The following is a 24,699-nucleotide window of genomic DNA, read 5'->3' as shown; positions in this document are numbered from 1 at the left end:
AGAAAACGCTTTCAGAACGAGGGCTCGTAAGTTGACCTAGCGTGCAGTTTCCACGTTTTTGGCACCCCAAAAGCACGGTGCTCGCCAGAGCGACGGATGTGTGAACCCCTCTTTCTCCGAACACGGATACCCACACGCTTCGCCACCAGTGACTGAACCTGCCCAAGGAACACCCCGCGCTATCCGCGAAAAACCATCCTTCGAATTTGTACGCATGCCGAACTACGTCGGCAACCCACCACGAAACAAGGCGGCCAAAAAGTTTGAGGCCGTAGCCGGCGAAAATTGCGTGCGGGCCACGCAAACGCCCACCGAAAAATAAAGCAATCAATATGCGTCCGGCCGTGATGCGGTCCTCGGATACATTCGGGCAGACCACGCAGCCGATCTGTCAGAAACTCACGGAGTAGGCTGTTTTATACGAAGATAGCAGCGCTGACTAATCAATCAACCAACAAAAAATGGAGCCGCGAAAAGCGCGTGAGGCGGTGCGAATTCCTTGGCAATGGTGCTTGCCCGAGAGCGTACGGGGCGAAGCGTGTGCGTGTAAGAATTCGCGAGAAGGAGGGGTTCACACATCCGTGGTTCTGGCGAGCACCGTGCTTTTGGGGTGCCAAAAACTTAAAAACTGCACGCTGGGTCAACTTACGAGCCCACGTTTTGAAAGCGCTTTCTTTGCTTCGTTTCTTTGTCGCTTTGGACAAAGAAATGACGTGCCGCCACGCACAGTGGCTAATAGTGATAAAGAGAAAATCCGACTCACGCAGACCGCTAAGGCCGAAAGCAGCAACCCGGCATTGACTCCGACCGCGAACCCCGGAACCTAGCAACCCGGCACTGACCCCGACCGCTAACCCCAAAACCTGGCACCCCGGCACTAACCCCCCCAAGTGCGTACGACCCCTCCCAGATTGTCTACACACTGAAAGCCGTGGCTAATTTTTGTCTAAGCATGCTGGCATAGGCTTCACTCAAAGGACGGCTGTAGGGCATACGCGCGGTGTTCATTCCTGCCTCAGAAGAGCCCGCACGCCCCCGATGCCCGTCGTACAAACCATTGCTATTCTCACTTACGCAGACGTTAAGGGTCTTTAACCAGTTAGTACGCTCGATCCGTTAGGATTTACTGAGAAAATTTCCGTAATCCAGCGAGGAGGGCAATCTTTTGGCATCGAAGACGGAGCTAAAAAGGTTCAGGTCGAACCTGGCCGACGAACTCGACAGCGCGGCGCTTTACGAAACGCTGGCGCACGTCGAGCAAGATGGTTCGAAGAAGGCCATTTATGCGGAACTCGCTGCGTCCGAGTTCGAGCACGCGCAAGTGTGGCGCGAGAAACTTCGGGCGAACGGCGTCAAGGTCCGGACACATCAGTACAGCGCCAAGACGCGCGTCATGCGGGCGCTCGTGCGAGTCTTCGGGCCGGATTTTGTGCTGCGTACGGTCGCTGCCGCCGAATACGCGGACAGGGATAAATACGCCGGACAGCCGGACGCCGCGCAAATGGCCGAGGAAGAGCATCGGCACGCGGACATGGTGCAAAGCGTGGCGAATCGCAAACGCCCGGAGAAGTCCAAAGGCGCGGAGATTGCCGACGCGGAGTCGTGGCACAAGGGCGTTTCGTCGGGCAACGACTTACGAGCGGCTGTGCTCGGGGCGAACGACGGCCTGGTATCGAATTTTTGTCTGATCATGGGAGTCGCCGGGGCAGGGACCAACAACAAGACAATCCTGCTCACAGCCTTCGCCGGTCTGATCGCCGGGGCATGTTCCATGGCGCTGGGCGAGTGGCTTTCCGTGACGAATGCGCGGGAACTCGCACGCACCCAGATCGCGAAGGAGGCGGATGAGCTTGAACACACGCCTGATGCCGAGCGGCACGAACTCGCGCTCATCTATCAGGCAAAAGGTCTGGATAGCGATGAAGCGAAGCGGGTTGCCGCGCAGATCATGCGCGACAAGGACAAGGCACTCGACACGCTGACACGTGAAGAACTCGGCCTTGATCCTGCGGAGTTGGGCGGGAATCCGTGGTCTGCTGCCGGCGTGTCGTTTTGCCTGTTCTCCATCGGGGCAATATTTCCGGCGATGCCGTTCTTGTGGAGCAGCGGACTCGCGGCAATCGTCCAGTGCGTTGCGTTAAGCGCGTTGGCGCTCGCTGCGATCGGCGTGTTCACGTCGCTTTTCAATGGACGTGGTGCGGCGTTTTCGGCGATCAGGCAGATCGTTATCGGGTGTATTGCAGCGACTTTCACGTTCTGCGTGGGGCACTTGCTTGGAGTGTCAATATCCTGAGGGTTGCATGAGATTGAATGCGGTAGGCAGGTGTTTGAGCCACGGAGTTTTCGCGGAGCAACGCAATGAGAGCTAAAGCGACGGGGGTGCGCCTGATGCCCGCTGCCGGCATGACGGCCTTTGCGCTTGCAGCAGGTTTCTACGCGTACGGGACGTCGACGGGCACGGTCGCTTCGCTCTACAGCACGCTGGGGAATATTGTCGGCGTTTCCGTTGGTCTTGCGTTACCGGCGCTTGAGGCCATTCGCGCGCGACGTGCCATGTACATGCTCAGGCTCGAGCGCTTGCGTGAGACGCTCACCGTAGTCAATATCGGCCGCGGGCTCGCCGATCAGGCGAACGCCGCACTGTGCAGCGGTGGGTGCGACGGCAGCTATTTCCAGCGGACCTACAACCGCTCCCGGATCGAACACGCATGCCGGCTCGTCGACCAGATCGAGCCGGCTTCATCGACACGACGCGCGGACCATGCCGTTGCCGACACGCGGCGTGACCTGCGCACGTTTTTCTCACTCCTCCACAGTGCAGCTTCCGATTTCGGGGATTTTCAGGCGGTGCCGGAACCGGTGGTCGCGAGGTTGCGGACGTCGTATGGCAATGTGGCGCATGACCTCGGTTGCCTCGAAACCGAGTGTCGGCGACTCGAGGAAAAAATCGACTTTTGGCACGTTGCGCGCAAGGTTTGACCGCTGATGTTCACGTAGCGTGGCGGCTACCGGTCTGCATATTGGTGGTCGCCGCCGCTTTCTGAACTGTCGACAAGCGGCATTCCCTGCTTGTGCGCAAGCGCGAGTTGCCATGCGAATAGTCCGGGAACGAAGACGAGCAGGTCGCGCAAACGCCTTGCTCCCGCAAGCGCGAGACTCATGGACGGATCGAGGCCCAAGGCGCCGCCGATCAGGACAAAGCCACCTTCCTGAACGCCCAGTGCGCCGGGTACAAAGAACGCGGCGCTGCTGAGTGCTTGAATCAAGGACTCAAGCACGACCGCTTCAGCGAAACTGATCGGCGAACCAAGAAAATAGAGCGCCAGCCAGATCTCGAGAGAGGTGGCGAGGCACTGCAGCGGTTGCCAGACGAACAGATAGCGCAACACAACTCCGTGTCTTCTCCAGATCAGCTTGATCGACTGGTCGATGCGTAGCGAAGGACCGGCTAGCGCCGCAATCTGGCCGCTTGTCAGGCGATTGAACATGCGGGTCATTCTTTCGAACAGGTTCACGTGCTGGATCAGTGCAAAGCCTGCCAGAAGCGGTGCGAGCAGGGCCAGTCCCCAGAGCACATCCACGGCAAGCTGGCGTTCACCGGGTGTGGCGTGGCCCAGCAGGAACGCTATGCCCACCAGTGTGAACACGAGCTGGCTGATCAGCGTGAGCTGCATGTCGACGACCAGGCTCGCGGCAGCAGTCGATGCCCGCAAACCGGAGCGGGTCAACAGCCGGAACGAGACGATCTCTCCGCCAATCCGTGCAACAGGAAGCAGGCTATTCACGGACTCGCGAATCCAGACCAGCCGCAGCATGGACATCAGACTCGGACGTCGCGTTCCGATGATGAGCGTTTGCCAGTCCCGGGCATTGGCCAACATTGGCAGCACATGGGCAGCGGCTGCCAGGACGAGGCCGGGACCCGCGGTGCGCAACAACGCGAACACCGAGCGCGGATCTTCGCGCCACACTAGCGCCAGTGCGACGATCAGTCCAAGCGCGGCGATTGCACGGCCAAGATATTTAGTCATGCAATGTAAATGGATAAATTAAACCGCAATGGTCACTTCTCCCCAAGCGGATAAAGCAGGCCATCGCGGCCAACCTTGAACTTGAACCCTCTCCAGAGTACGCGCGTCGAGAAAAAGCTGCTGACGAAAATGGCGAAGCAGACGAGATCCCAGATCGGCAATAACCATAGATCCCCCGAGGCCTGGCCAAGCGCGTGGTCAAGTTGCAGCTTCAGCGCCAGCCGCGTGATGAGTGCCGCGAGCGTGAGGGGCCAGGTCCACATGGCGGCCCCGGACAACGCGATCGCCAACAACGCGAACACAAGCGGATGCGTGAGTGCCGATCCAAGGTGACCGGCCGGATCGATCGTTCGAATGGTACGGCTCCAGCGCAGTTCGTGAGAGATCAGTTGCGACGCACTGGTCTCAACGCACGCATGCGTCACGATGATCGGCGGAACAACGACCTTTTCTCCCAACTGCCGCACCGCTTCGCCAATCGCATGGTCTTCGGCAAGATGATGAGTGAACTGCGAGAAGCCGCCGATTTTTTCAAGCGTCGCCCGGCGCAAGGCGATGGTCTGTCCGAAACAGGGGCGCGCAAGCCGAAGCGCCATGCCGACCACGACGCTGGGAAGAAACTGGTAGTTGCTCGCCTTGGCCGACAGTCGAGGCCAGAAACCCGCATCTGGCAGCCCGCGATAAAGACAGGTGACGAGGCCGACTCCCGGATTTTGCAACTCGCCGACAATACCGCGCAGGTAGCCGGGACTTACCCCCACGTCGCTATCGGCGAACACCAGGATGTCGTGCTGCGCGTTGGGCAGCATATTGAGGATATTGCTCATCTTGCGGTTCGGGCCGTACAGCCGGGAATCGATTACGACCGCAATCTCGGCCTGAGGGTGCAACTGCCGCAAACTTTCCACCACATCGAGTGCAGGGTCCGTCTTGTCGTGGACGCCGAACAGGTACTGTACGGGGCCGGCATAATCCTGCTTGCAGAATCCCGACAGGTTTTCGAGCAGCGCCTGTTCATTCCCATGCAAGGGCTTGATGATGGTCACGCCCGGAAACGAACTGGGCTCCGCGCAGGGGCGCGCGAGGAAGCGCCTCGTCAGCGCTGCGGCCGCCAGCATGTAGAGGATCCCGAAGACAGCACTTGCGCCGCACACATAAGCTGCCCAGTGCATCGTTGCGCGCGCCATAGGCGGGTTGCCGGCGTAGATGGCGAAGGCGACCAGCAGGCTGACGCCCGCCAGCCACGCGGATCGCACATACAGCCTTCGAAGCCGTCTGTGTTTCGCGTGTGACACGTCGGGAAACTGACCGGGCATGTCGGGCACGTCCGGGGTCATGCCTCGTGAGCCCGGAGAAACTTGAAGAACTCAACGCCCTCGCGCAAGCGCCGCTTCATCATCTCCCAGCTCATCAGCATCTCGCGGACGATCTCCCAGATCTTCGACGGCCTGAAATAAAAGCGCTTATAAAACTCTTCGAGGCCGTGATAAATCTCCTCGCGCGACAGATGCGGATAGCCGATCGCCGAAAGCTGGACACCCTTTGAACTGACGAGGTTGATAACCTTGTTTTCCTGCAGCCAGCCATTGTCGACCGCTTGCTTGTACAAGGTCGTGCCGGGATAGGGCGCGGCCAGCGACACCTGGATGGTATGCGGATTAATGTCCTTCGCGTATTCGATGGTCTTCTGGATCGTCTCGCGGGTTTCGCCCGGCAGGCCGAGGATGAACGTACCGTGAATCTTGATGTCGAGCTTGCGGCAATCTTCACTGAAGCGCCGCGCGATATCCGTGCGCAGGCCTTTCTTGATGTTGAGCAGGATCTGGTCGTCGCCCGACTCGTAGCCGACCAGCAGCAAACGCAGGCCGTTCTCCTTCATGACCTTGAGCGTGGCGTAAGGCACGTTCGCTTTCGCATTGCAGGACCACGTGACGCCAAGCTTGCCGAGTCCGCGCGCTATTTCTTCCACCCGCGGCTTGAAGTCGGTGAAGGTGTCGTCGTCGAACATGATCTCCTTTACTTCAGGCATGTTGTCCCTGATCCACTTCACTTCTTCGAGCACGTTGTCCACTGAACGCGTGCGGTAACGATGTCCCCCGACCGTCTGCGGCCAGAGACAGAAGGTGCACTTCGACCTGCAGCCGCGCCCGGTGTAGATCGATACATAGGGATGTTTCAGGTAACCAATGAAATAGTTTTCGATCTTCAGGTCGCGCTTGTAAATGGGCGCGACAAACGGCAACTCGTCCATGTTCTCGAGAATCGGCCGGGCCTCGTTGTGCATGATCCCACCGTCCGGCTGACGGTAGCTCAAGCCTGGAATCGAGGCGAGCGGCAGGCCCTGCGCAATGTCGCGGCAGGTGAAATCGAATTCCTCCCGGCACACGAAATCAATCGCCTCGCTAGCGACGAGCGAATCGTGCGGGTCGACAGCGACCTTTGCGCCCACCATGCCAACCAGCACCGCAGGATTACGTTGCTTCAACTGTTCGGCGAACAGCGTGTCGGTCGGAAACGAGGGTGTACTCGTATGAATGACGACGAGATCGTATTCCTGCGCGATGTCGAGCGACGCTTGCACCGAGAGGCCATCGGCGGGAGCATCGAGCAAACGGCTTCCTTCAATCAAGGCGGCCGGCTGCGCGAGCCACGTCGGGTACCAGAATGACCGGACTTCGCGCTTGGCCTGATATCGCGAGCCCGCTCCGCCGTCAAAACCGTCATAGGAGGGGGCCTGCAGGAACAGTGTTTTCATGGGTACTCCGGGAGGGCGCGATGTGGGTAAATACAGGGACCGATTGGACGGAACAAACGTTACGCCCGTGTGATGAAGGGCTTGATCATGTCGGATGGAGGGGAGGTTCCACGGATGGCGTACTGAACACGGGTCTTGGGGGAGAGAACTGTCTTCCAAATAAAAATGAAAGTTAGCAGACAGCCTTTAGTGATTTATATCGGACCGCGCTCCGGGCGAAAGGCGCACAAAGCCCCCTCGCGCTGCGAACATGTCGACGGCGTGACAGACAGGAAAAATGTTGATCGCAAGCAATGTAAAAAGTGTTGTGGTGCGGACCGTAGAAGTAAAATAGACCGGGATACTTAGCCGATAGTTAGGCAACCTGAACCGTTTGTAATCTTGTTTGTAATCTCGTCCAACGGAAGTCACTCGCATGCGCATTCTGGTCGTAGAGGACGACGAGTTGATCGGTACCGCGATTGCTCGTGCACTGCACGATGCGGCTTATGTCGCGGACTGGGTCATGGACGCACCCTCGGCAATGGGCGCGTTGCTCGGTCGCGAGCACGACGCCGTGCTGCTCGACCTGAATCTTCCTCATGGAGATGGCCTGAGCATCCTGCGCGACCTTCGCAAGCGCGATGCCGATACGCCAGTCCTCATCATGACTGCGCGCGATGGCGTGGATGACCGTATCGAAGGGCTTGACAGCGGGGCGGATGATTACCTGGTCAAGCCGTTCAACCTGAACGAAATGCTGGCGCGGCTGCGTGCTGCAACACGCAAGCTCGGCCACCATCCCGACGCCACGCTTTCAAGCGGCAAGCTGTCGCTCGATCCGCGCACGCTGGTCGCGGTGTATAACAATGTCGAGTGCCGTTTGTCGGGTCGCGAGTTCGCGGTGCTGAGGGCGCTGCTCTCGCGTCCCGGCATCATTCTGTCAAGGAGCGAGCTGGAGAACCGGGTCTACGGCTGGAACGAGCAGGTCGATAGCAACGCCGTCGAATACCTGATCCATACCATTCGGAAGAAGATCGGGCACAGCGCGATTCGCAACATACGAGGTGTGGGATGGATGGTCGACCGCGACGAAAGCCACGCTCGCTGACAAGACAACTGACGTGGTCGATCATCGGCATCATCGTGGTGTTTGCGGTGATGGGCGGCGCGCTGTCATTCGCCGGGGGGTACCGGGAGGCGAGCCGGCTGCAGGACAGCCATTTGCATGACATCGGCGTCTTGATCAACAGCGGCAAGCTGATGCTCGCGGCTCCTACAGTGACGTGGCCTGATGCGCATGGCAACGGCATGTCGATGATCATTTCACGGGTGAGTCCGGGGGCATCCGCTACAAGCACGGACGTGCCCCTGCCGCGGATTGAGACTCTTGCTGACGGGTTTCAGAACGTCGACTTCGAAGGCAGGCGCTGGCGCGTCAATGTGCAGACGCTGCAAGGCGGCGACCGCCTCCTGGTGGCGGAGCGCTCGACCATCCGGGACGAGATCGCTCATGACGGCTCGCTGCGAACACTGTTGCCCATGCTCGCGCTGACGCCGCTCCTGCTGATTGTCATCGTGCTGATTGCTCGTGGCGCGCTGGCGCCGGTACGACGCCTTGCAGCTATCGTGGACGGGCAAGACGAGGTCACGCTCGACGCTTTGTCGGAGGTGGGAATCCCGAAGGAGCTGCTGCCTTTCATCCGCTCGATCAATCGCCTGATCAGCCGGCTCAAGGACGCCATGGCGCAGCAGCGGCGGTTTATCGCCGACGCTGCGCACGAGCTGCGCTCGCCGCTGGCCGCGTTGACGTTGCAGGCCGAGAGTCTCACGGCGGCCGCCGACCCGGAGGACGCACGAGGGCGGCTGGAGGCCTTGCAGGCTGCCGTGCATCGCACCGCGAGACTGGTCGAACAACTGCTCGCGTTGGCCCGTTCACAGCATGCAGCAGCGCCTGCGCATTCGCTGGTGTCGCTTCACCGGCTTGCGACCGATGCGATCCAGGATGCGGTCAACGTAGCCAATGCGAAAAACGTGGATCTCGGACTCAAGCAGGTGGACGACATCCAGGTCGACCTGGACGCATCAGCCGTCACCATTGCACTACGTAACCTGGTCGACAATGCGGTGAGGTATGTGCCCGAAGGCGGCAAGGTTGACGTTGCCGTGGTGAACCGCGAAGGCTATCTCGTTTGTAGCGTCAAGGACTCTGGGCGAGGGGTTCCCGATGACCAGCTTGTCCGCGTGACTGAGCGGTTTTATCGCGTGCCGGGGACGGTGTCGAGCGGAAGCGGGCTCGGTCTTTCGATCGTTTCCGAGATCGCTCGCCGCAATGGCGGACGCTTGGAGCTGCAGAACGCGAGCGATGGTTTTCACGCGACTTATTATCATTTGCTTTAGTGCATATAGACGCCAGCGCTGCCAGGATCGGGCGTTTCCTAAGTCTGGCCTAAGGCACCCGTTTTATTAATAGGCAGTCCCGGTTCCTTCGCTCTTGCGAGCCGCAACGTGGGCAAACCATGTGAGCGGTCGCCTCCCAAACAAACATTCTCTTTGGCCCCTCCTCGATGCAAACAAGCGAAACCCCCGCCTTCGGTGCACCCGCCAGGCTCTTTCATTGGCTTACCGCGCTTTTGCTAGCCGTGCAGTACGTTATCGGCTGGCTGATGCCCGATGTCCATCACGACACGCGGCCGGTTGGTTTGATCGGGCTCCATCTGTCTGTCGGCGCAACGATCGTGTTGCTGGTACTGGTGCGGCTCGCATGGCGTGTCAGCCACAAGCCGCCCGCGGAATCGCGTACCTTGCCACCGCTAATGAGAATGGCGGCTAGCGCAACCCACGGATTGCTCTACGCGCTGCTCATTGCGCTGCCGCTGATGGGGTGGGCGAATGCGTCGGCGCGAGGTTGGGCCGTGTCGCTGTTCCATATTGTTCCGCTGCCCGCGCTTGCTGCCACGGGTTCAGCGCTTGGGCATACGCTTGGCGACGTCCATAAGCTCACCGCCTGGGTCCTGCTGGGGCTCATTGGACTGCACGTGGCCGCTGCGTTATTCCACCAGTTCGTCATTCGCGATGGCACGCTGGGCAGGATGCTGCCCGGCGTGCGCAAGACGCGCTGAGAACGGCTGATGTTCTTGTTTTCATCGCGGTAGTTAGTCCAACAACGCTGTTTCATACCAGTGTTGCGAGCGGTTAACGACGCCGACCACCAGCAACATGACCGGCACCTCGATGAGCACCCCGACCACCGTGGCCAACGCGGCGCCCGAGTGGAACCCAAAGAGGCTGATCGCGGTGGCCACGGCCAGCTCGAAGAAGTTGCTCGCGCCAATCAGGCTCGACGGGCCTGCTACGCAATGGGCGACACCTAGCCTGCGATTGAGCAGATAAGCCAAGCCCGAATTAAAGAAGACCTGGATCAGGATAGGCACGGCCAGCATGGCGATGACCATTGGCTCGTGAACGATGGCTTCTCCCTGAAACGCGAACAGGAGCACGAGCGTCGCGAGCAACGCCGAAATTGAATACGGACCGAGCCTTGCCACGAGACGTTTAAAATGCGCTTCGCCTTTCGCGAGCAACAAACGCCGGATCATCTGCGCAAGAATCACCGGCACGATGATGTAAAGGCCGACCGAGGCGATCAGCGTATCCCACGGCACCGTAATGGCCGATAGCCCCAGCAGAAGCGCCACGAGCGGCGCAAAGGCCACGATCATGATGGAGTCGTTCAATGCCACTTGCGATAGCGTGAAATAGGGATCGCCCTTGCACAGTTGCGACCAGACAAACACCATCGCCGTACATGGCGCGGCAGCCAGCAGGATCAGGCCGGCAACGTAGCTGTCGAGCTGGTTCGCCGGCAACCATGGCGCGAACACGTGGCGGATGAAAATCCAGCCAAGAAGTGCCATGGAGAATGGCTTGACGAACCAGTTGACGAATAACGTGACCCCGATCCCGCGCCATTGGCTCTTCACCTGAGTCATGGCCGCAAAGTCGATCTTCACGAGCATGGGGATGATCATGATCCAGATCAGCACCGCCACCGGCAGGTTGACGTGGGCAACTTCCATGCGGCCGATGGCTTGAAACGCGCCCGGCAAAAGTTGGCCCGCAGCGATACCGCCGACGATGCATAACGCGACCCACACTGTCAGGTAGCGCTCGAAAAATCCGATGACGGGCTTCAATGCCGAAACGGCGTGCTCAGTGCTGCTCATTCGGTCCCTCTGCTGGCCGCTCACCGATCGCGCGTAACTCGCGCTGAATGGCATTGCCGTCCAATACGTGCAGCGGCAAGTTCACGAACTGGCTCACCCGGCCGAGTATCTGCCGGTACACCCTGCTGAACACTTGGCGCTTTTCTTCATCCGTGCCCTCGAACGCGGCCGGATCCTCGAAACCCCAATGAGCGGTCATCGGCTTACCCGGCCAGATCGGGCAGATTTCGCCCGCGGCCTGATCGCAGACTGTAATGACGAAATCCATGTGCGGTGCGTCGAGCGTTGCAAATTCATCCCAGCTCTTGCTGCGCAGTTGTGAGACGTCGTAGCCGAGTGACTCGCAGCGCTCGATAGCGAAAGGGTTGACCGTTCCGCTGGGATGGCTCCCCGCGCTATACGCCTTGAAGCGCCCCTTGCCGAGTGTGTTGAAAAGAGCTTCAGCCATGACGCTGCGCGAGCTGTTGCCTGTGCACAGGATGAGGATTGAGTATTGTCTGTCAGTCACGCGCGTCTGTCAGTCACGCGCGACTTTTGGATTCGATGGTGGACGCGGTCGGTGTGCAGCAGGCATCCGTCGAATGATTGGGTTCATTTCTTGACTGCCCATAGGTGGGCGCGGTCGCGAGCGTCCTGAAGGTTTCCCAAGCCACACCTTGCGGGTCGACGGTCCAAGCCTTGTTTGACTTCGCATAGCAGCAGTTCGCCGCTGTCTGCTCTTGCACGGGCAGGTCGGCAGCGGCAAAGCGAGCGTTCATCTCTGCCAGTTCTTCATTGGTCTCGACCTGGATCCCCATGTGGTCGACGCCGGGTTTTGCGCCTCGTTGAGAAATGGCGAAGTTGACTGCAGGATCTTTCAGCTCCCACTTGCAGTAATCGACTTTGAGCACAGTCGGCTCGACATTTCCGAACATAGCGCTATAGAAGCGGATGCTCTCGGTCAGGCTTTGGACAGACACGTGGACGTGCATTCGCTTCATCATTGATCTCCGCAGCAGGCCGGAGGACTGCTCGCCGCGCATGCCGTGCCAGCACAGCAGTTCTCGGTGAGAAAACCGACAAGGCCATTCATTGCGTCGAAATTGGCCGAATAGTAGATATAGCGTCCTTCCTGCCGGGCTTTCACGAGGTCTGCGTGTGACAGATCCTTGAGATGAAAGGACAGACTTGAAGGCGCGAGGCTGAGTTGCTGCGCAATTTCGCCTGCCGGCATCCCATCGGGGCCGGCGACTACGAGCGTTCGGAAAATCGCTAGTCGCGATTCATGTGCGAGAGCACTCAAGGCGCGTACGACGAGGTTTGGGTCCATGCGGGTAGGATAGATCTATCTTTTCCACATTTCAAGTATTATCGAAATGATGTTCGAGGGGACTGTGTGCGAGTGGAATAGAAGGGGCGCGCTTGAACTTAGTGAGCGCGGGTTGTTGATTGATGGGCCGTTTGTGAGCGAGGGATGTCCCGCATCAATGTCCGGCTTACTATGGCAAATCAACTGACCTTGTGCTCCTCGATCCGGTCTTCCGAAGTGAGACAGAAGCGACGTACTGAACAGCTATCGAAAAACCAGGGGACGCTGCAGCGGTCATTATCCTGAATGCGCGAGACGCGACGGATGGGTAGTTAACTTATACGGAAGTTAAGGTAATCGAAATATTTCGGTAATAGCGATGACTCGTTGTTAATCCAGACTAATGAGAAGTGCGTCAATTGAATCGGGGCGCGTTGCTGCTCACTAAAACAGTTCGATGGTCTGGAGATACGGGAATGAATAATCGATTTCGCCTTGCCGCAACGGCGAGTTTGCTGGGGGCGCTCATGGTGGCTGCCTGCAGCACCGGCAACATGACTACCGCCGCGACGGCCAACGGGATTACCAACCGGATTACCAACGGGATTACCAACGCCCGGCGCGTGCTGCTTGTCAGCATCGATGGCCTGCATGAACAGGATCTTGCGAACTGCACGGCGGCGAAGACCTGTCCCAACATTGCATCGCTCGCCCAAACCGGTGTCACGTACTCGAACGCGTACACGCCCGGATTGTCCGACTCGTTCCCAGGGCTGGCCGCTATTCTGACGGGCGGCTCGCCGAAGTCAGCGGGCTTGTTCTACGACGTCTCTTATGACCGCACGCTCTACGCACCGGGCGATACGCAATGCGCTGGTCCCCAGGGCTGGAATGTCGTATTCGATGAAACCACAGGTATTGACGCGATCAACGGCGGCGCGCTGACCCATCTCGATGGCGGCGGTGCGTTCAACCCGCAGGCCATTCCGAATGCAAAGATCAATGGCGTCTGCACACCGGTCTATCCCCATAACTACCTGAAGACCAATACGGTCTTCGAAGTGGTGAAGCAACAGCTCGCGAACGCGCGCACTGCATGGGCCGACAAACACGCCTGGGGTTACGACTGGGTGAACGGACCGTCGGGCAAGGGCGTGGACGACCTCGCGCGCACCGAGATCAACTCCGTGGACCCGGCCATGAAAACCGACTACACCGACGTCTACACGCACACGGAAAAATTCGACAACCTGCATGTGCGGGCCATCATCAACCAGATCGACGGCAAGGATTCGACGGGGGCGAACAGTGCCAGCGTGCCCACACTGTTCGGAACTAATTTGCAGACCTTGAGCGTGGCGCAAAAGGCGCCGAATGCAAGCGGGGGCGGCTACGCCGATCCGCAGTTCACACCGGGTCCGCAAGTGGCTGCCGCCATAGCCTACGCGGACAACGCGCTGGGACAGATCGTGGCTGAGCTGAAAACAAAAAACCTGTACGGATCGACGGTCATCATCGTTACATCGAAGCACGGCCAGTCGCCGGCCGACCACACGAAACTGGTCAAGAACGGCGACACGCTCACGGCGTTGCTCGAAGCGAATAACACCCTCGACAGGCAAGGCAAGTTCGGACAAGCGGCGACCAGGAGCGGCAACCTGAATGACGGTTCGGGTCTGGCCGGCACGGGCCTGGTGCAGACCGACGACCTTGGTCTCATCTGGCTGCGGGATCAGTCGCAGACGGGCGCAGTGGTTGCGTCGCTGAAAGCCAATCTTGCGTGTACACCTAAAGGTATTTGCGCCGATGGACCGCAAGCGTCGATCCTTTCAGGCGCGGCGCTCGCCGCGAAGTTCGGTGACCCCGCGCAGGGCCGTACGCCCGACATCATCGTGCAGCCGAATCCGGGCGTGATCTATACGAAGAGCAAGAAGAAAGACGCGGAGCACGGCGGCAATGCGCCTGACGACAGTCATCTGGGCCTGCTTGTGTCGTATCCCGCGCTGCATCCCGCAACCATCGCCAGCACGGTCAGCATGACGCAGGTTGCGCCGACTATCCTGAAGTCGCTCGACGTCAATCCCACGCTATTGGAGTCAGTCGCGCAGGAGGGGACGCAGGTGCTTCCCGGCCTGGGATTTTGATGAAGGATGCGAATGCTGTGGGCGCCGGCGTGGCAGCCGCATCGATCAAGTCGATGCGGTCCGCTCCTTGCAGTTTCAGAAGAACACCCGTGCAACAAAGCGCCTAGTTATACCCAAGTATTGCAATGGCGGTGATGTCGGCGCGATCGGACACATTGCAGGCGAGAACGGTCATGGGCGCCTGGAGCATCGACACATAGGAGGAGCACTGCTTTTCGGTTTTGGCTGCTGCCTTGGTTACTGCGCTACGGCTTACTGCCGGCGATGCGGTCGAGGCATTGAGATGATTGAACGTCTTCATGTTGAACACCACTTCGTTTAGTTATCGGCGAAAACAACGGCGTGCCCCGGTAGACGTATGCGCATTGGCGCAATCCCGAGACCAAACACCGGACAGCCGCAGTTCGTGTTCTTCCAGTAAGCGCCAACCGCAGGGTTCGGGACATCGGTAGTGTTACCAATGCGGCAGCGCAAACCCGCGCTGGCCGGACCGGTCTAGTGTTAAGCGTATGTTTAGGGCAACAGTCTTGAATGCCCGCAAACGGGAGCGCACTTGGCTTGCGTTTGATTGGGACTATCGCGAGCGGCAGGTACTACCGGCTCTTAGGGTTTAACCGCAATCGACGTTTCCCAGGCCAGGGCCAAAGGGTCACACGACATCACCGCGCGAGGTGCGGTTGGTGTGATCGGTTGGTGGTTCACAAGGCGGATACGTTTCAAGAACGACCACGCGAACAGCGATGCGGTGTCCCGCGATGCAGACGTGGTGTACTGTTTTCCGAAGGTGTTGCGGTTCCATTAAGCGCCATGCGTGAGTGCAAAACAATCTCTGCTTTGCGTCACTTGGCCCCGCACGAACTCAAAACCGAGTCGCTCGGCGTATTGGCTTTTATTCAGCCAGCGGGCGACCCGACGTCGCCTCGGGTTCTTCGCCAAATCCTGCGGTCTCCGTCTCGGTCTCATCCTGCGCGGCACCTCCCAGACCCAACTGCTGCCGTGCTTTCCCCCAATACTCGTCCGCGCGTCCGTCAGGACTACCGTCTTGTTCCCAAAGATGGAACGCAAGCGTGCGAATCTGCTCTTCCGACATCTGGACGTCCATAGTCTGCCCCGTAAAAGTGAATACCTGATCCGAAAAACATCGGTCAACGCAAAAGCGTGACCGCGTGAAGCTCGCTTGAGCTTAACGACACAGGCAGCAATTTTCGTGACACCCGAAGACTGAGGATGGGGGTATCGCGTCGCGTTTAAATAAATGGCGACGTGGCGGTCAGAGCCGCAAATTAACGTATGAGGAAAGAATTGCCACGCGGGGCGCGTGCGTACGCATGCGCAAAGGCAGGGTGTCTGAGTTTAGTCACGTTGTGCGGATCCATCGCGCGCGATCGGGCGATGAAACGCCGCTCCAATACGACCGCCATTTACCAGCGGCCGAATTGGATCACATTGCTTGTGCCAGGCATCGCATCGCCCGAATACTTCAAGTACTAAAAAATCACATACACCTTGCGCATGGCTTCTTCCACTTCCCACAGCCCTTCGGTATTCGCTTCAAAAAACAGGGTGTCGCCGCTCGCGAAGTGAATCGTGTCTTCGCCGTCCGCCGTGAAGCGCCCGCGTCCCGCCAGGAAATGCATCACTTCCGCCTGCTTCACCGTGCGCCGGTACGTCCCCGCCGTACATTCGAAAATACCGGTATCAATTGCTTCACTGCCTTTGATCACGCGTTGCACGCCCGAGACCTTAATCGGCGTCGTGCCAGGCAAGCCGGCGCTGCCCCAATCCTCGAGATTTTGCAGGTTGACGCTCTGCTTGATTTGCTGAACCTTCATGTGGACCTTATTGATTCGTTATATGCGAAGCGTGACGTCAGACCGCGCTATCCCGCTCTACGGTTCGCTCGATTTTCCCCAGGCGCACGACGGTCACGCCCGGACGTAATTGCCGAAGCGACGGCATCACCAGCATGCAGTTGTCATAAGGCGTGTGGATCGGCTCGCCGTTCGACCAGCCAATCAGGCTTCCCGCTTCGGGGAAAATTTCCAGGCCCGTGTAAGGCGCGGCAAAGCGAAAATCCATGCTTTCCGCCACGACCGGTTGCGTCACGCGTACAACATGCATGGTTTGCGGCAAGGGGCTAAGCCAGTCGCTGGGCAAGTCTTCTTTTTCGATCACGCCGGATAGCAGCAGGAAGCGCGCGGTCGTATCGCGGGCGACGGTGACAGCGCTGCGCTCCCAATGCTGTCCGCATTCGATCAACAACGCGTTCTTCGGGCTGGCGGCGTCGCCGAAACCCTCGTAGTCGCGCATCCGGCGGCCTTCGGGATGACCTTCATCGCAGATCACCGTGGCAGGCGTGCCGAGCCGCAACGACAAGTCGATACCTTTGTCCAGCGGACCCGCGACAATCAGCGGCTTGCTGCGTTCGTGCATTGAATGGAGGTCCAGCAAGGCATCTACCGTATCGATGACCGGACGCATCTCGCGAGCCCGTGCGAGCTCGCTGGACGTACGCGATGTGTCGTCGAGTACCTTGCTGGTCCACACACGGTTGAAGTCCTGATCGACGAAACGGGCGGCGTCGGGCTTTGAAGCATCGAAGCTCGCATACGCCGCGACGTTCGCAAACGAAAGCGTCAAGCGGCCGCGCCGCGGCCGCAATTTCAAGCGCAGCAACGCGTCGACCACAATCGCGCCGCACACCTCGTTACCATGCGTCAGCGCGTTGATCATCACGTGTGGCCCCGGCGCTCCGGAGTCGAACGTGTGCACGTACGGGACGCCCGACTCGGACTCCGCATGCACCGAGATATCGGGGAACGTGACCTCGATCGGATAATGTTCAGCCGGCGTGCTCATGCCAGATTCCCCTGACACAGGTACTTGATGGACAGGTAGTCGTCGAGGCCATACTTCGATCCTTCGCGTCCATAGCCCGATTCTTTCACGCCGCCAAAGGGCGCCGCTTCGCTGGCCAGCGCGCCTTCGTTGATACCAACAATGCCCGCTTGCAGCGCTCGCGATACGCGGTCAATGCGCCGCACATCCTGGCTATAGAAATACGAAGCGAGGCCAAACGGTGTGTTGTTGGCGGCCTCAATGGCTTCGGCTTCATCGTCGAAACGGAACAATGCCGCGACCGGTCCGAAGGTCTCTTCGCCGGAGAGGAGCATCTCTTGGGTGGCGTCGGCGAGCACGGTCGGCGCGTAGTAATTCGGGCCGAGTTCGGGCAGCCGCTTGCCGCCGGCGAGCACACGCGCGCCATGCGCGAGGGCGTCGTCCACGTGGCGAGCGATCTTGTCGAGTGCACGGCTGTTGATCATTGGACCGATCTGCGCGTCGGCGTCGGTGGCCGGTGCGACCTTCAGCTCGGCAACGCGACGGCTCAGCAGGTCGGCGAATTTATCGTAGACACCCGCTTGTACATACACGCGGTTGGGGCACACGCAGGTCTGTCCGCCATTGCGGAACTTGGAGGCGAGAAGGCCCGTGACGGCGGCGTCGAGGTCGGCGTCATCGAAGACAATGAACGGTGCATTGCCACCCAGTTCCAGCGATAACTTCTTCAGCGTCCCCGCCGATTCACGCGCCAGATACTTGCCCACCGGCGTCGATCCGGTGAACGTAATCTTGCGCACGCGCGCGTCTTCAAGCCAGTCGGCAACGGTCGCCACCGCATGATCGCGCGAGGCGGTAATGAGGTTCAGCACGCCTGCCGGCACGCCGGCTTCGTGTGCCAGAAGCACTAACGCCGAGGCCGTCAGCGGTGTGTCTTCAGCGGGCTTTGCGACTACCGTGCAGCCGGCCGCGAGCGCCGGTGCGATCTTGCGCGCGATCATCGCCAGCGGGAAATTCCACGGCGTGATGGCAGCGACTATGCCGATGGGTTCCTTCACCGCCGTCATGCGCTTGCCGCGTTGCTGCTGCGGAATGATGTCGCCGTAGATGCGCGTCGCTTCGTCGGCGAACCAGGCGACGTACGACGCGCCATACGCCACTTCGCCCCGGCCTTCAGCTAGCGGCTTGCCTTGTTCCAGCGAGATCAGCGCGCCGAGCGCGTCCTGATTCGCCAGGATCAGCGCGTTCCATTTATGCAGGATCGTTGCGCGTTCTTTCGGCAGCAAGTCGCGCCATGCAGGCGCCGCGCGAGCGGCTGCGTCAGTGGCGGCGCGGGCGTCAGCGGGGCTGCTGTCGGCGACTTGCGTGATGACCGTGCCGGTGGCCGGATCGGTGACGGCGAAGCGCGCGCCATCAGCGGCCGGGCGCCATTGGCCATCGATGAAATTGTCCGAGCGGATCAATTCCTTCAGTTCGAATTGGCGTGTCATAAGTCCATGCTCCTGATTTAAGCTAACTAATTTAAGCGCATTGCTTTAAACCTGCTGGTTTGAGCTCGCAGCTTCAAGCCAGCCGTGCCGCGATTGCCTGACCGACTTCTGTTGTGTTCGCCTTGCCGCCGAGGTCGCCGGTATGCGGGCCTTCCTTGAGCGTTGCTTCGATAGCCGCAAGGATCGCGTCGTGCGCGTCCCGTTCCGGGCCTTTGAAGTCACCGAGGAACTCGAGCATCATGGCCGCCGACCAGATCATGGCCACCGGATTCGCGATGTTCTTGCCCGCGATGTCCGGCGCCGATCCATGCACTGGTTCAAACAGCGACGGGAATTTGCGCTCGGGATTCAGGTTGGCCGAAGGCGCGAGGCCGATGGTGCCAGTGCATGCAGGTCCGAGGTCCGAGAGGATGTCGCCGAAAAGGTTGGTCGCCACGACCACGTCGAAGCGGTCCGGATTGAGAACGAAGCGGGCGCACAGGATGTCGATGTGCTGCTTGTCCCATTTCACGTCCGGATAGAGCGCCGCGACTTCAGCGGCGCGCTGGTCCCACCACGGCATGCTGATGGCAATGCCGTTGCTCTTCGTCGCGACCGTGATCTTTTTCTTCTCGCGGCGCTGGGCGAGATCGAATGCAAATTTCAGCACGCGCTCGCTGCCGTGGCGCGTGAAGACGGATTCCTGCAGCACGAATTCGCGGTCCGTGCCTTCGAACATCACGCCACCCACCGATGAATATTCGCCTTCGGTGTTTTCGCGCACGATCCAGAAGTCGATATCGCCGGCCTTGCGGTTTGCGAGCGGCGACGGCACGCCTTCGAACAAACGCGCGGGGCGCAGGTTGATGTACTGGTCGAATTCGCGGCGGAATTTAAGGAGCGAGCCCCACAGCGAGATGTGATCGGGAACGGTGTCGGGCCAGCCGACCGCGCCGAAGAGGATGGCGTTGCAGTCCTGCAGTTGCGCTTTCCAGTCGTCGGGCATCATCTGGCCGTGCTTTTGGTAGTAGTCGCAGCTGGCCCATTCTATGTGCTTGTATTCGATGGAAATGCCGAAGCGCTTCGTGGCGGCGTCGAGCACACGGATGGCTTCGGGCATGACTTCCGTGCCGATGCCATCGCCGGGAATAATTGCGATCTTGTAGGTCTTCGTCATGGTTGGTCCTGGTAAGGGTTTATACGTGTCGGGGTTTTGGTTGCGTTAGCGGTCGGGGTCGTTGGCGGGTTGCTGCTTTCGGCCTTAGCGGTCTGTGTGAGTTGGATGTTTTCTTTATCACTGTTAGCCACTGCGCGTGGCGGCGCGTCGTTTCTTTGTCCAAAGCGACAAAGAAACGACGCAAAGAAAACGCTTTCAGAACGAGGGCTCATAAGTTGACCTAGCGTGCAGTCTCCACGCTTTTGGCACCCCAAAAGCACGGTGCTCGCAAGAACTGCGGATGTGTGAACCCCTCTTTCTCCGAACACGGATACCCACACGCTTCGCCACCAGTGACTGAATCTGCCCAAGGTTTACCCCGCGCTATCCGCGGATAACCCCCCTCCGAATTCGTATGCTCGTCCAACCTCGTCGCTGATCCACCCAGGGTAAAGCCGTTGGTAGGATATGGAGCTTTGGTTATTATTTTATTCCGCTCTACAAGGCTTAAAATCAGCGTTTTGGTTAAGCCACTGTGCACGAAGCGTGAATAATGAATATCCCGTCTTCCCCGAACCTCGATGATCTTCGCGTCTTCTGCACCGTCGCCCGCAAGTCCAGCTTCAGCGCGGCGGCAGAGGTCCTGTCGGTCTCGGCGGCGTACGTCAGCAAGCGCGTGAGCGTGCTCGAAAACGACCTGGGCACACGCCTGCTGCATCGCTCCACGCGCCGTGTCGCCATTACCGAGGCGGGCGAACGGGTCTATGCGTGGGCGGAGAAAATCCTCGATGACGTCGACCATCTCGTGGAAGACGTGTCCACCACGCGCCGCATTCCCCGCGGCACGCTGCGCATTTCCAGCAGCTTTGGTTTTGGACGGCATATCGTGGCGCCCGCGCTGGCACGTCTTTCCGATCAACATCCGCAACTGAGTGTGCGCCTGGACCTGTTCGACCGGCTGGTCGATGTGGCGGGGGAAGGCTTCGATCTGGATATCCGGATTGGCGACGAGATTGCGGCGCATTTGATTGCCAAGCGGCTGGCGTCGAATCATCGGGTGCTGTGCGCTTCGCCGGAGTATGTGGAACGTCATGGCGCGCCGAGGCAACTGGCCGATCTCGCGAGCCATGCGTGCCTCGCGATCAAGGAGCGCGATCATCCGTTCGGTTTGTGGCGCTTGCATGTGCGTGGCGAACCGGTTTCGATCAAGGTGACCGGGCCGTTGTCGACGAATCACGGCGAGGTCGCGGTGCAATGGGCGCTGGCCGGGCGCGGAATCGTGCTGCGCTCGCTGTGGGACGTTCGCCCATTGCTTGAGAGCGAGAAGTTAGTGCAAGTGCTGCCCGATGTCACGCAGCCCGCCAACGTCTGGGCGGTGTACCCGGCGCGGTTGGCGTCATCCGCGAAAGTGCGGGTATGCGTGGACTTTCTCGCCGACGAGTTCGCGCAATGGAACTTGCCGGCGCCCTAAGATTCGCTAACTATGATTCTGTGAAAACAAACTTTCGAGCGGGTAGTGGTTCTTCACGAACGCCGACTTGATGATGATAAAGCTGAAGTACTTCTCAATGCCTATGTCACGCTCGAGCAAGCCTTCAATAATGCTTTGGTAGTGACTGACGCTGCGCGTGACGAACTTGAGCAGGTAGTCGTATCCGCCGCTTGCCAGATGGCACTCCACGATCTCATCCACGTCCTTGATTGCCGCGACGAACTTGATGAAGTCCTCGCGGCGATGATCGGCGAGGGTGACTTCGGTGAAGACAATCTGTACGTCGCCGAGCTTTTCCAACTGAATCTGCGCGCCGTATCCGACGATATATCCCGCCTTCTCCAGTCGCTTCACGCGGATCAGGCATGGGCTCGGCGAGAGCCCGACCGCGTCGGCCAGCTCGACATTCGTGATGCGGCCTTTCTTCTGCAATTGCGAAAGGATGCGCAGATCTATGCGGTCAAGCTTGCCTTCGCTGCTCATCGTCAGGGGGTCTCTCCAGTTGCGTGGGATCGTCTCGACAGTGGCGTCCCACCAGTGTCATTCGATCTTATCACGCAGCTACGTGGGTTTTCACCTTGGCTTGGGCTCCGCTTGCGGCTCCGCCTGGCGCGGTCTTGAGCTTCAGCGCGGCGCGGACTTCGGGTTCGGCGAGCACGTCGTCGAGTGTCTTCTCAAGGCGCTCGAACATCAGGTCGAACTCGGCGTCGGTGTAGCTGAGAGCCGGCGCGAAACCCAGGATGTTGTCGCCGAACGCGCGGAACACCAGACGGTTCCGGTAAGCGGCGGCGGTGATCCGCTCGGACAAGTTAAGCGCTGGGTCGAAGCCTTGTCTGGTTTCCTTATCGGAGACAAGTTCAAGCGCGCCCAGCAATCCGCGATGGCGTGAATCGCCGACCAGCGGATGCGCCAGCAGCGCGTCGAGGCCGCGTGCGAATCGCTCGGCGTGACGAACGCCGTTCTCGAGCAGGCCGCCTTCGTGATAGAGGCGCAGCACTTCCAGGGCGATGGCTGCGCTGACCGGATGCGCCGAATACGTATGACCATGTCCGACGATCGCGGCAGCGTCGCCGTCAGCGATCCCTTGGTACACAGCGTCCGACATCAATACCGCGCCCATGGGTGCGTAACCGGCCGTCAGGCCCTTGGCGACCGTCATCAGGTCCGGCTCGACTTCTTCGGCTTGGCAGGCGAACAGCGGGCCGGTGCGGCCGAAACCGGTGATGACTTCATCGGCGACGAACAGGATGTCGAGCTTCCGGCAGGTTTCGCGCATGGCTTTGAGCCAGCCGAACGGCGGCACGATCACGCCGCCTGAGCCCTGGATCGGCTCGCAGAAGAATGCGGCGACGTTGTCCGCGCCGAGTGCCGCGACCTTCGTTTCCAGTGCGGCTACGGACGCGGCGATAAGCGCTGCGTCGTCGGCGAAATTGTTGCGATACGCGTACGGCGACGGGATGTGATGCTGGTTCGGCAGCGGCACGTCGAAGTTGCGATGGAACGCCGGCAGGGCGGTGAGTCCTGCGCCGACCGCCGATGACCCGTGGTAACCGCGTTCGAGCGCGATGATGTGTTTCTTCGATGGCCGGCCGGTTGCGTTGAAGTAATGCGTGATGAAGCGCAGTGCGGAGTCGACCGCATCCGATCCGCCCAACGTGAAATACACGTGCTGCAGCGAGGCGGGCGACAACTCGACCAGTTTCTCGGCCAATTCGATCGCGGGTGCGTTGCCGAAGTGGAAATAGCTGGTGGCGTAGGGCAGGCGGGTCATTTGTTCGGCCGCTACTTTCACGATGCTTGGCTGGCCGTAGCCAACGTTCACGCACCAGAGGCCGGAGAAGGCGTCGAGGAGCTCGTTGCCTTCGGCGTCGCGCAGGAATGCGCCGCGGGCGGATTCGAGGACGGTGACGCCGCGGGCTTCGTGAGCGCGGTAGTTGATGACCGGATGAATCAGATGCTTACGGTCGGCTTCAATGAGCGATTGGATCGACATGGGGATTTTTCTCGTCGCGGAAAGGGGCTGATGACCGTTCCATACTAGAGAAAGACGGTATAAGTCCGTCGCCCTAAACAATTCGTGAAATAGCTCGGATGCCGCGTTTTGCAGCGCGCCAGCAGCATTTTCTGCCGCGGACGCGAAAAAGCGCTGATTCGCGCGGGCAAGTGGCCAAATTCAGTAACCGCGGTTGCGATCGATTTGTCCAATCATCGGCAACCCTTCGCGATGCCGGCGCAGATTCTCGAGCACGACTTCCACGGCGCTGTCCGACCGTGTTTCACTGGCGATGTGCGGCGTGATCCGCACGCGCGGGTGCATCCATAGCGGATGCGTTTGCGGGAGGGGTTCGGGATCCGTGACGTCGAGAATGGCGTTTTGTAGCTGGCCGCTCGCGAGTGCAGCGAGCAGGTCGTCCTGATTGAGATGCGGGCCGCGGCCGGTTTGAATCAGTGATGCGCCGTGTGGCAGCTTGTTGAATAGCGTTGTGTTGAGCACGCCGCGGGTGGCGTCGGTGAGGGGGAGCAGGCAGATCAGGATGTCGGTGCGGGCTAGGAACGTGTCGAGGGTGCTGGCGCCGGCGTAGCATTCGACGCCTTCGATGTCCCGGCCTGAGCGGCTCCAGCCGGCGCAGGCGAAGCCGAATAGTTTCAGCCGTTCCAGCACAGCAGTGCCCAGTACGCCGAGGCCGAGCACGCCGATGCGTCGGGATGACGCTGCGCGTACTGGCAGCGGGTTCCAGTTTTTTTGTTGCTGTTGGAGTTGATAGTCGATGAGGTCGCGGTGGAGGGTAAGCACTGCGTGGGTGACGTATTCGACCATTCCCTCGACGATGCCGGGCTCGATCATGCGGACTACCGGGATGTGTTCGGGCACGCCGGAGAGGTCGAATTGATCGACGCCTGCACCGACCGAGAACACGACTTCGAGGTTCGGCAGGGTGCGTGCGGGGTCTTCGGGTGGTTGCCAGGCGGCGAGGTAGCGGACCTTCGCGGGGTCGCCGGTTTCAGGCCACACGTGGAAGGGGATGTTGGGGGCTTTTTGGGCAAAGAGCCGCGCCCATTGGGCTCCGCGTTCGGGACTGCCCTTATAGAGAAATGTCATTTCGCTCGCGCCGGTGGACGGGGGGGGTGGTGGTCGGAGTTGATGCCGGGTTGCTAGGTTCAAGGGTTAGCGGTCGGAGTCATTGCCGGGTTGCTGCTTTCTGAGTTAGTGGTCTGCTTGAGTTGGCTATTTTCTTTATCACTATTAGCCACTGCGCGTGGCGGCGCGTCATTTCTTTGTCCAAAGCGACAAAGAAACGAAGCAAAGAAAACGCTTTCAGA

General features: G+C 59.8%; 23 protein-coding genes. 7 read left to right on the top strand and 16 right to left on the bottom strand.

From position 1 onward, the window contains the following. Nucleotides 1–1,165: 1,165 nt before the first annotated feature. Together FH08_RS0124245 and FH08_RS0124240 are read left to right on the top strand one after the other, a co-directional pair. Entirely contained in the window at nucleotides 1,166–2,293 is a 1,128-nt protein-coding gene (locus FH08_RS0124245; RefSeq protein ID WP_031360850.1) for a VIT1/CCC1 transporter family protein, read from the top strand. 65 nt (nucleotides 2,294–2,358) lie between these two features. After that, nucleotides 2,359–2,979, top strand: a complete 621-nt coding sequence (locus FH08_RS0124240) for a hypothetical protein (protein ID WP_152602903.1) — start codon at nucleotides 2,359–2,361, stop codon at nucleotides 2,977–2,979. 26 nt (nucleotides 2,980–3,005) lie between these two features. Here FH08_RS0124240 and FH08_RS0124235 read toward each other — a convergent pair whose 3' ends face one another. From FH08_RS0124235 to hpnJ, 3 genes are all read right to left on the bottom strand, one after another. Further along, on the bottom strand, nucleotides 3,006–4,031 hold the full coding sequence (locus FH08_RS0124235; RefSeq protein WP_063771226.1) for a lysylphosphatidylglycerol synthase domain-containing protein: 1,026 nt from the start codon (nucleotides 4,029–4,031) through the stop codon (nucleotides 3,006–3,008). Between the two features lie 32 nt (nucleotides 4,032–4,063). Beyond that, the gene (gene hpnI, locus FH08_RS0124230; RefSeq protein WP_031360847.1) at nucleotides 4,064–5,218 is read right to left on the bottom strand and encodes a bacteriohopanetetrol glucosamine biosynthesis glycosyltransferase HpnI; all 1,155 of its coding nucleotides are present in this window, start codon (nucleotides 5,216–5,218) and stop codon (nucleotides 4,064–4,066) included. 146 nt (nucleotides 5,219–5,364) lie between these two features. Next, nucleotides 5,365–6,786, bottom strand: coding sequence for a hopanoid biosynthesis associated radical SAM protein HpnJ (gene hpnJ / locus FH08_RS0124225; protein ID WP_031360846.1), 1,422 nt, complete (start codon nucleotides 6,784–6,786; stop codon nucleotides 5,365–5,367). A gap of 415 nt (nucleotides 6,787–7,201) precedes the next feature. Here hpnJ and FH08_RS0124220 point away from each other — a divergent pair, with 415 nt between their 5' ends. The 3 genes from FH08_RS0124220 (at nucleotide 7,202) to FH08_RS0124210 (ending at nucleotide 9,887) form a co-directional block, all read left to right on the top strand. After that, nucleotides 7,202–7,876, top strand: coding sequence for a response regulator transcription factor (locus FH08_RS0124220; RefSeq protein WP_031360845.1), 675 nt, complete (start codon nucleotides 7,202–7,204; stop codon nucleotides 7,874–7,876). Next, entirely contained in the window at nucleotides 7,840–9,165 is a 1,326-nt protein-coding gene (locus FH08_RS0124215; protein ID WP_031360844.1) for an ATP-binding protein, read from the top strand. The genes FH08_RS0124220 and FH08_RS0124215 overlap by 37 nt, the downstream gene beginning before the upstream one ends. Nucleotides 9,166–9,332: 167 nt before the next feature. Beyond that, nucleotides 9,333–9,887 (top strand): cytochrome b, encoded by a 555-nt coding sequence (locus FH08_RS0124210; RefSeq protein ID WP_031360843.1) that lies wholly within the window; start codon nucleotides 9,333–9,335, stop codon nucleotides 9,885–9,887. 33 nt (nucleotides 9,888–9,920) lie between these two features. Here the strand turns inward: FH08_RS0124210 and arsB are convergent, their stop codons facing one another. The 4 genes from arsB to FH08_RS0124190 are packed head-to-tail and all read right to left on the bottom strand — an operon-like array spanning nucleotide 9,921 to nucleotide 12,300. Next, the gene (gene arsB, locus FH08_RS0124205) at nucleotides 9,921–10,991 is read right to left on the bottom strand and encodes an ACR3 family arsenite efflux transporter (protein WP_031360842.1); all 1,071 of its coding nucleotides are present in this window, start codon (nucleotides 10,989–10,991) and stop codon (nucleotides 9,921–9,923) included. After that, complete coding sequence (locus FH08_RS0124200) at nucleotides 10,978–11,499, bottom strand: arsenate reductase ArsC (RefSeq protein ID WP_031360841.1); 522 nt, start codon at nucleotides 11,497–11,499, stop codon at nucleotides 10,978–10,980. The genes arsB and FH08_RS0124200 overlap by 14 nt, the downstream gene beginning before the upstream one ends. 13 nt (nucleotides 11,500–11,512) lie before the next feature. After that, the gene (locus FH08_RS0124195; protein ID WP_031360840.1) at nucleotides 11,513–11,971 is read right to left on the bottom strand and encodes an ArsI/CadI family heavy metal resistance metalloenzyme; all 459 of its coding nucleotides are present in this window, start codon (nucleotides 11,969–11,971) and stop codon (nucleotides 11,513–11,515) included. Further along, nucleotides 11,971–12,300: an ArsR/SmtB family transcription factor gene (locus FH08_RS0124190; RefSeq protein WP_031360839.1), complete on the bottom strand. Its 330-nt coding sequence runs from the start codon at nucleotides 12,298–12,300 to the stop codon at nucleotides 11,971–11,973. The genes FH08_RS0124195 and FH08_RS0124190 overlap by 1 nt, the downstream gene beginning before the upstream one ends. Nucleotides 12,301–12,833: 533 nt before the next feature. On the opposite strand from FH08_RS0124190, the gene FH08_RS0124185 reads away from it, so the two are divergent. Continuing rightward, nucleotides 12,834–14,423 carry an alkaline phosphatase family protein gene (locus FH08_RS0124185; RefSeq protein WP_419178024.1) on the top strand — a complete coding sequence of 530 codons (1,590 nt, stop codon included), beginning with the start codon at nucleotides 12,834–12,836 and terminating at the stop codon, nucleotides 14,421–14,423. Between the two features lie 103 nt (nucleotides 14,424–14,526). On the opposite strand, the gene FH08_RS0124180 is transcribed toward FH08_RS0124185, so the two are convergent. From FH08_RS0124180 to FH08_RS0124150, 6 genes are all read right to left on the bottom strand, one after another. Then, a complete protein-coding gene (locus tag FH08_RS0124180) occupies nucleotides 14,527–14,724 on the bottom strand; it encodes a hypothetical protein (protein WP_031360837.1) in 198 nt (65 codons plus the stop codon). 588 nt (nucleotides 14,725–15,312) lie between these two features. Beyond that, entirely contained in the window at nucleotides 15,313–15,525 is a 213-nt protein-coding gene (locus FH08_RS0124175) for a DUF2934 domain-containing protein (protein WP_031360836.1), read from the bottom strand. Between the two features lie 385 nt (nucleotides 15,526–15,910). Further along, complete coding sequence (locus FH08_RS0124165) at nucleotides 15,911–16,255, bottom strand: cupin domain-containing protein (protein ID WP_031360834.1); 345 nt, start codon at nucleotides 16,253–16,255, stop codon at nucleotides 15,911–15,913. Between the two features lie 37 nt (nucleotides 16,256–16,292). Then, entirely contained in the window at nucleotides 16,293–17,282 is a 990-nt protein-coding gene (locus tag FH08_RS0124160) for a succinylglutamate desuccinylase/aspartoacylase domain-containing protein (RefSeq protein WP_031360833.1), read from the bottom strand. Further along, entirely contained in the window at nucleotides 17,279–18,751 is a 1,473-nt protein-coding gene (locus tag FH08_RS0124155) for an NAD-dependent succinate-semialdehyde dehydrogenase (protein ID WP_031360832.1), read from the bottom strand. The genes FH08_RS0124160 and FH08_RS0124155 overlap by 4 nt, the downstream gene beginning before the upstream one ends. 73 nt (nucleotides 18,752–18,824) lie before the next feature. Beyond that, nucleotides 18,825–19,907: a tartrate dehydrogenase gene (locus tag FH08_RS0124150; RefSeq protein ID WP_031360831.1), complete on the bottom strand. Its 1,083-nt coding sequence runs from the start codon at nucleotides 19,905–19,907 to the stop codon at nucleotides 18,825–18,827. A gap of 538 nt (nucleotides 19,908–20,445) precedes the next feature. Between FH08_RS0124150 and FH08_RS0124145 the strand changes: the two genes are divergently transcribed. Then, nucleotides 20,446–21,357 (top strand): LysR substrate-binding domain-containing protein, encoded by a 912-nt coding sequence (locus FH08_RS0124145; protein WP_031360830.1) that lies wholly within the window; start codon nucleotides 20,446–20,448, stop codon nucleotides 21,355–21,357. A 6-nt stretch (nucleotides 21,358–21,363) separates the two neighbouring features. Here FH08_RS0124145 and FH08_RS0124140 read toward each other — a convergent pair whose 3' ends face one another. The 3 genes from FH08_RS0124140 to FH08_RS0124130 form a co-directional block, all read right to left on the bottom strand. Then, entirely contained in the window at nucleotides 21,364–21,861 is a 498-nt protein-coding gene (locus FH08_RS0124140; RefSeq protein ID WP_031360829.1) for an Lrp/AsnC family transcriptional regulator, read from the bottom strand. Between the two features lie 70 nt (nucleotides 21,862–21,931). Then, on the bottom strand, nucleotides 21,932–23,371 hold the full coding sequence (locus FH08_RS0124135) for an aspartate aminotransferase family protein (protein WP_051888474.1): 1,440 nt from the start codon (nucleotides 23,369–23,371) through the stop codon (nucleotides 21,932–21,934). Between the two features lie 180 nt (nucleotides 23,372–23,551). After that, nucleotides 23,552–24,478 (bottom strand): 2-hydroxyacid dehydrogenase, encoded by a 927-nt coding sequence (locus FH08_RS0124130; RefSeq protein ID WP_031360827.1) that lies wholly within the window; start codon nucleotides 24,476–24,478, stop codon nucleotides 23,552–23,554. Between the last annotated feature and the right edge of the window lie 221 nt (nucleotides 24,479–24,699).

Source organism: Caballeronia sordidicola, assembly GCF_000729995.1.
GTDB classification, from domain to species: Bacteria; Pseudomonadota; Gammaproteobacteria; order Burkholderiales; family Burkholderiaceae; genus Caballeronia; species Caballeronia sordidicola_A.
This window is presented reverse-complemented; position numbering and strand designations above follow the sequence as displayed.

What these genes read in the sequence shown, in the direction of transcription:
- FH08_RS0124185 (WP_419178024.1), top strand. Translation starts at nt 12,834, where the DNA reads ATGACTACCGCCGCGACGGCCAACGGGATTACCAACCGGATTACCAAC.
- hpnI (WP_031360847.1), bottom strand. Translation starts at nt 5,218, where the DNA reads ATGGCGCGCGCAACGATGCACTGGGCAGCTTATGTGTGCGGCGCAAGT.
- FH08_RS0124195 (WP_031360840.1), bottom strand. Translation starts at nt 11,971, where the DNA reads ATGAAGCGAATGCACGTCCACGTGTCTGTCCAAAGCCTGACCGAGAGC.
- FH08_RS0124160 (WP_031360833.1), bottom strand. Translation starts at nt 17,282, where the DNA reads ATGAGCACGCCGGCTGAACATTATCCGATCGAGGTCACGTTCCCCGAT.
- FH08_RS0124135 (WP_051888474.1), bottom strand. Translation starts at nt 23,371, where the DNA reads ATGTCGATCCAATCGCTCATTGAAGCCGACCGTAAGCATCTGATTCAT.
- FH08_RS0124215 (WP_031360844.1), top strand. Translation starts at nt 7,840, where the DNA reads ATGGATGGTCGACCGCGACGAAAGCCACGCTCGCTGACAAGACAACTG.
- FH08_RS0124165 (WP_031360834.1), bottom strand. Translation starts at nt 16,255, where the DNA reads ATGAAGGTTCAGCAAATCAAGCAGAGCGTCAACCTGCAAAATCTCGAG.
- FH08_RS0124220 (WP_031360845.1), top strand. Translation starts at nt 7,202, where the DNA reads ATGCGCATTCTGGTCGTAGAGGACGACGAGTTGATCGGTACCGCGATT.
- FH08_RS0124155 (WP_031360832.1), bottom strand. Translation starts at nt 18,751, where the DNA reads ATGACACGCCAATTCGAACTGAAGGAATTGATCCGCTCGGACAATTTC.
- FH08_RS0124130 (WP_031360827.1), bottom strand. Translation starts at nt 24,478, where the DNA reads ATGACATTTCTCTATAAGGGCAGTCCCGAACGCGGAGCCCAATGGGCG.
- FH08_RS0124210 (WP_031360843.1), top strand. Translation starts at nt 9,333, where the DNA reads ATGCAAACAAGCGAAACCCCCGCCTTCGGTGCACCCGCCAGGCTCTTT.
- FH08_RS0124235 (WP_063771226.1), bottom strand. Translation starts at nt 4,031, where the DNA reads ATGACTAAATATCTTGGCCGTGCAATCGCCGCGCTTGGACTGATCGTC.
- FH08_RS0124175 (WP_031360836.1), bottom strand. Translation starts at nt 15,525, where the DNA reads ATGGACGTCCAGATGTCGGAAGAGCAGATTCGCACGCTTGCGTTCCAT.
- FH08_RS0124180 (WP_031360837.1), bottom strand. Translation starts at nt 14,724, where the DNA reads ATGAAGACGTTCAATCATCTCAATGCCTCGACCGCATCGCCGGCAGTA.
- hpnJ (WP_031360846.1), bottom strand. Translation starts at nt 6,786, where the DNA reads ATGAAAACACTGTTCCTGCAGGCCCCCTCCTATGACGGTTTTGACGGC.
- arsB (WP_031360842.1), bottom strand. Translation starts at nt 10,991, where the DNA reads ATGAGCAGCACTGAGCACGCCGTTTCGGCATTGAAGCCCGTCATCGGA.
- FH08_RS0124190 (WP_031360839.1), bottom strand. Translation starts at nt 12,300, where the DNA reads ATGGACCCAAACCTCGTCGTACGCGCCTTGAGTGCTCTCGCACATGAA.
- FH08_RS0124240 (WP_152602903.1), top strand. Translation starts at nt 2,359, where the DNA reads ATGAGAGCTAAAGCGACGGGGGTGCGCCTGATGCCCGCTGCCGGCATG.
- FH08_RS0124150 (WP_031360831.1), bottom strand. Translation starts at nt 19,907, where the DNA reads ATGACGAAGACCTACAAGATCGCAATTATTCCCGGCGATGGCATCGGC.
- FH08_RS0124140 (WP_031360829.1), bottom strand. Translation starts at nt 21,861, where the DNA reads ATGAGCAGCGAAGGCAAGCTTGACCGCATAGATCTGCGCATCCTTTCG.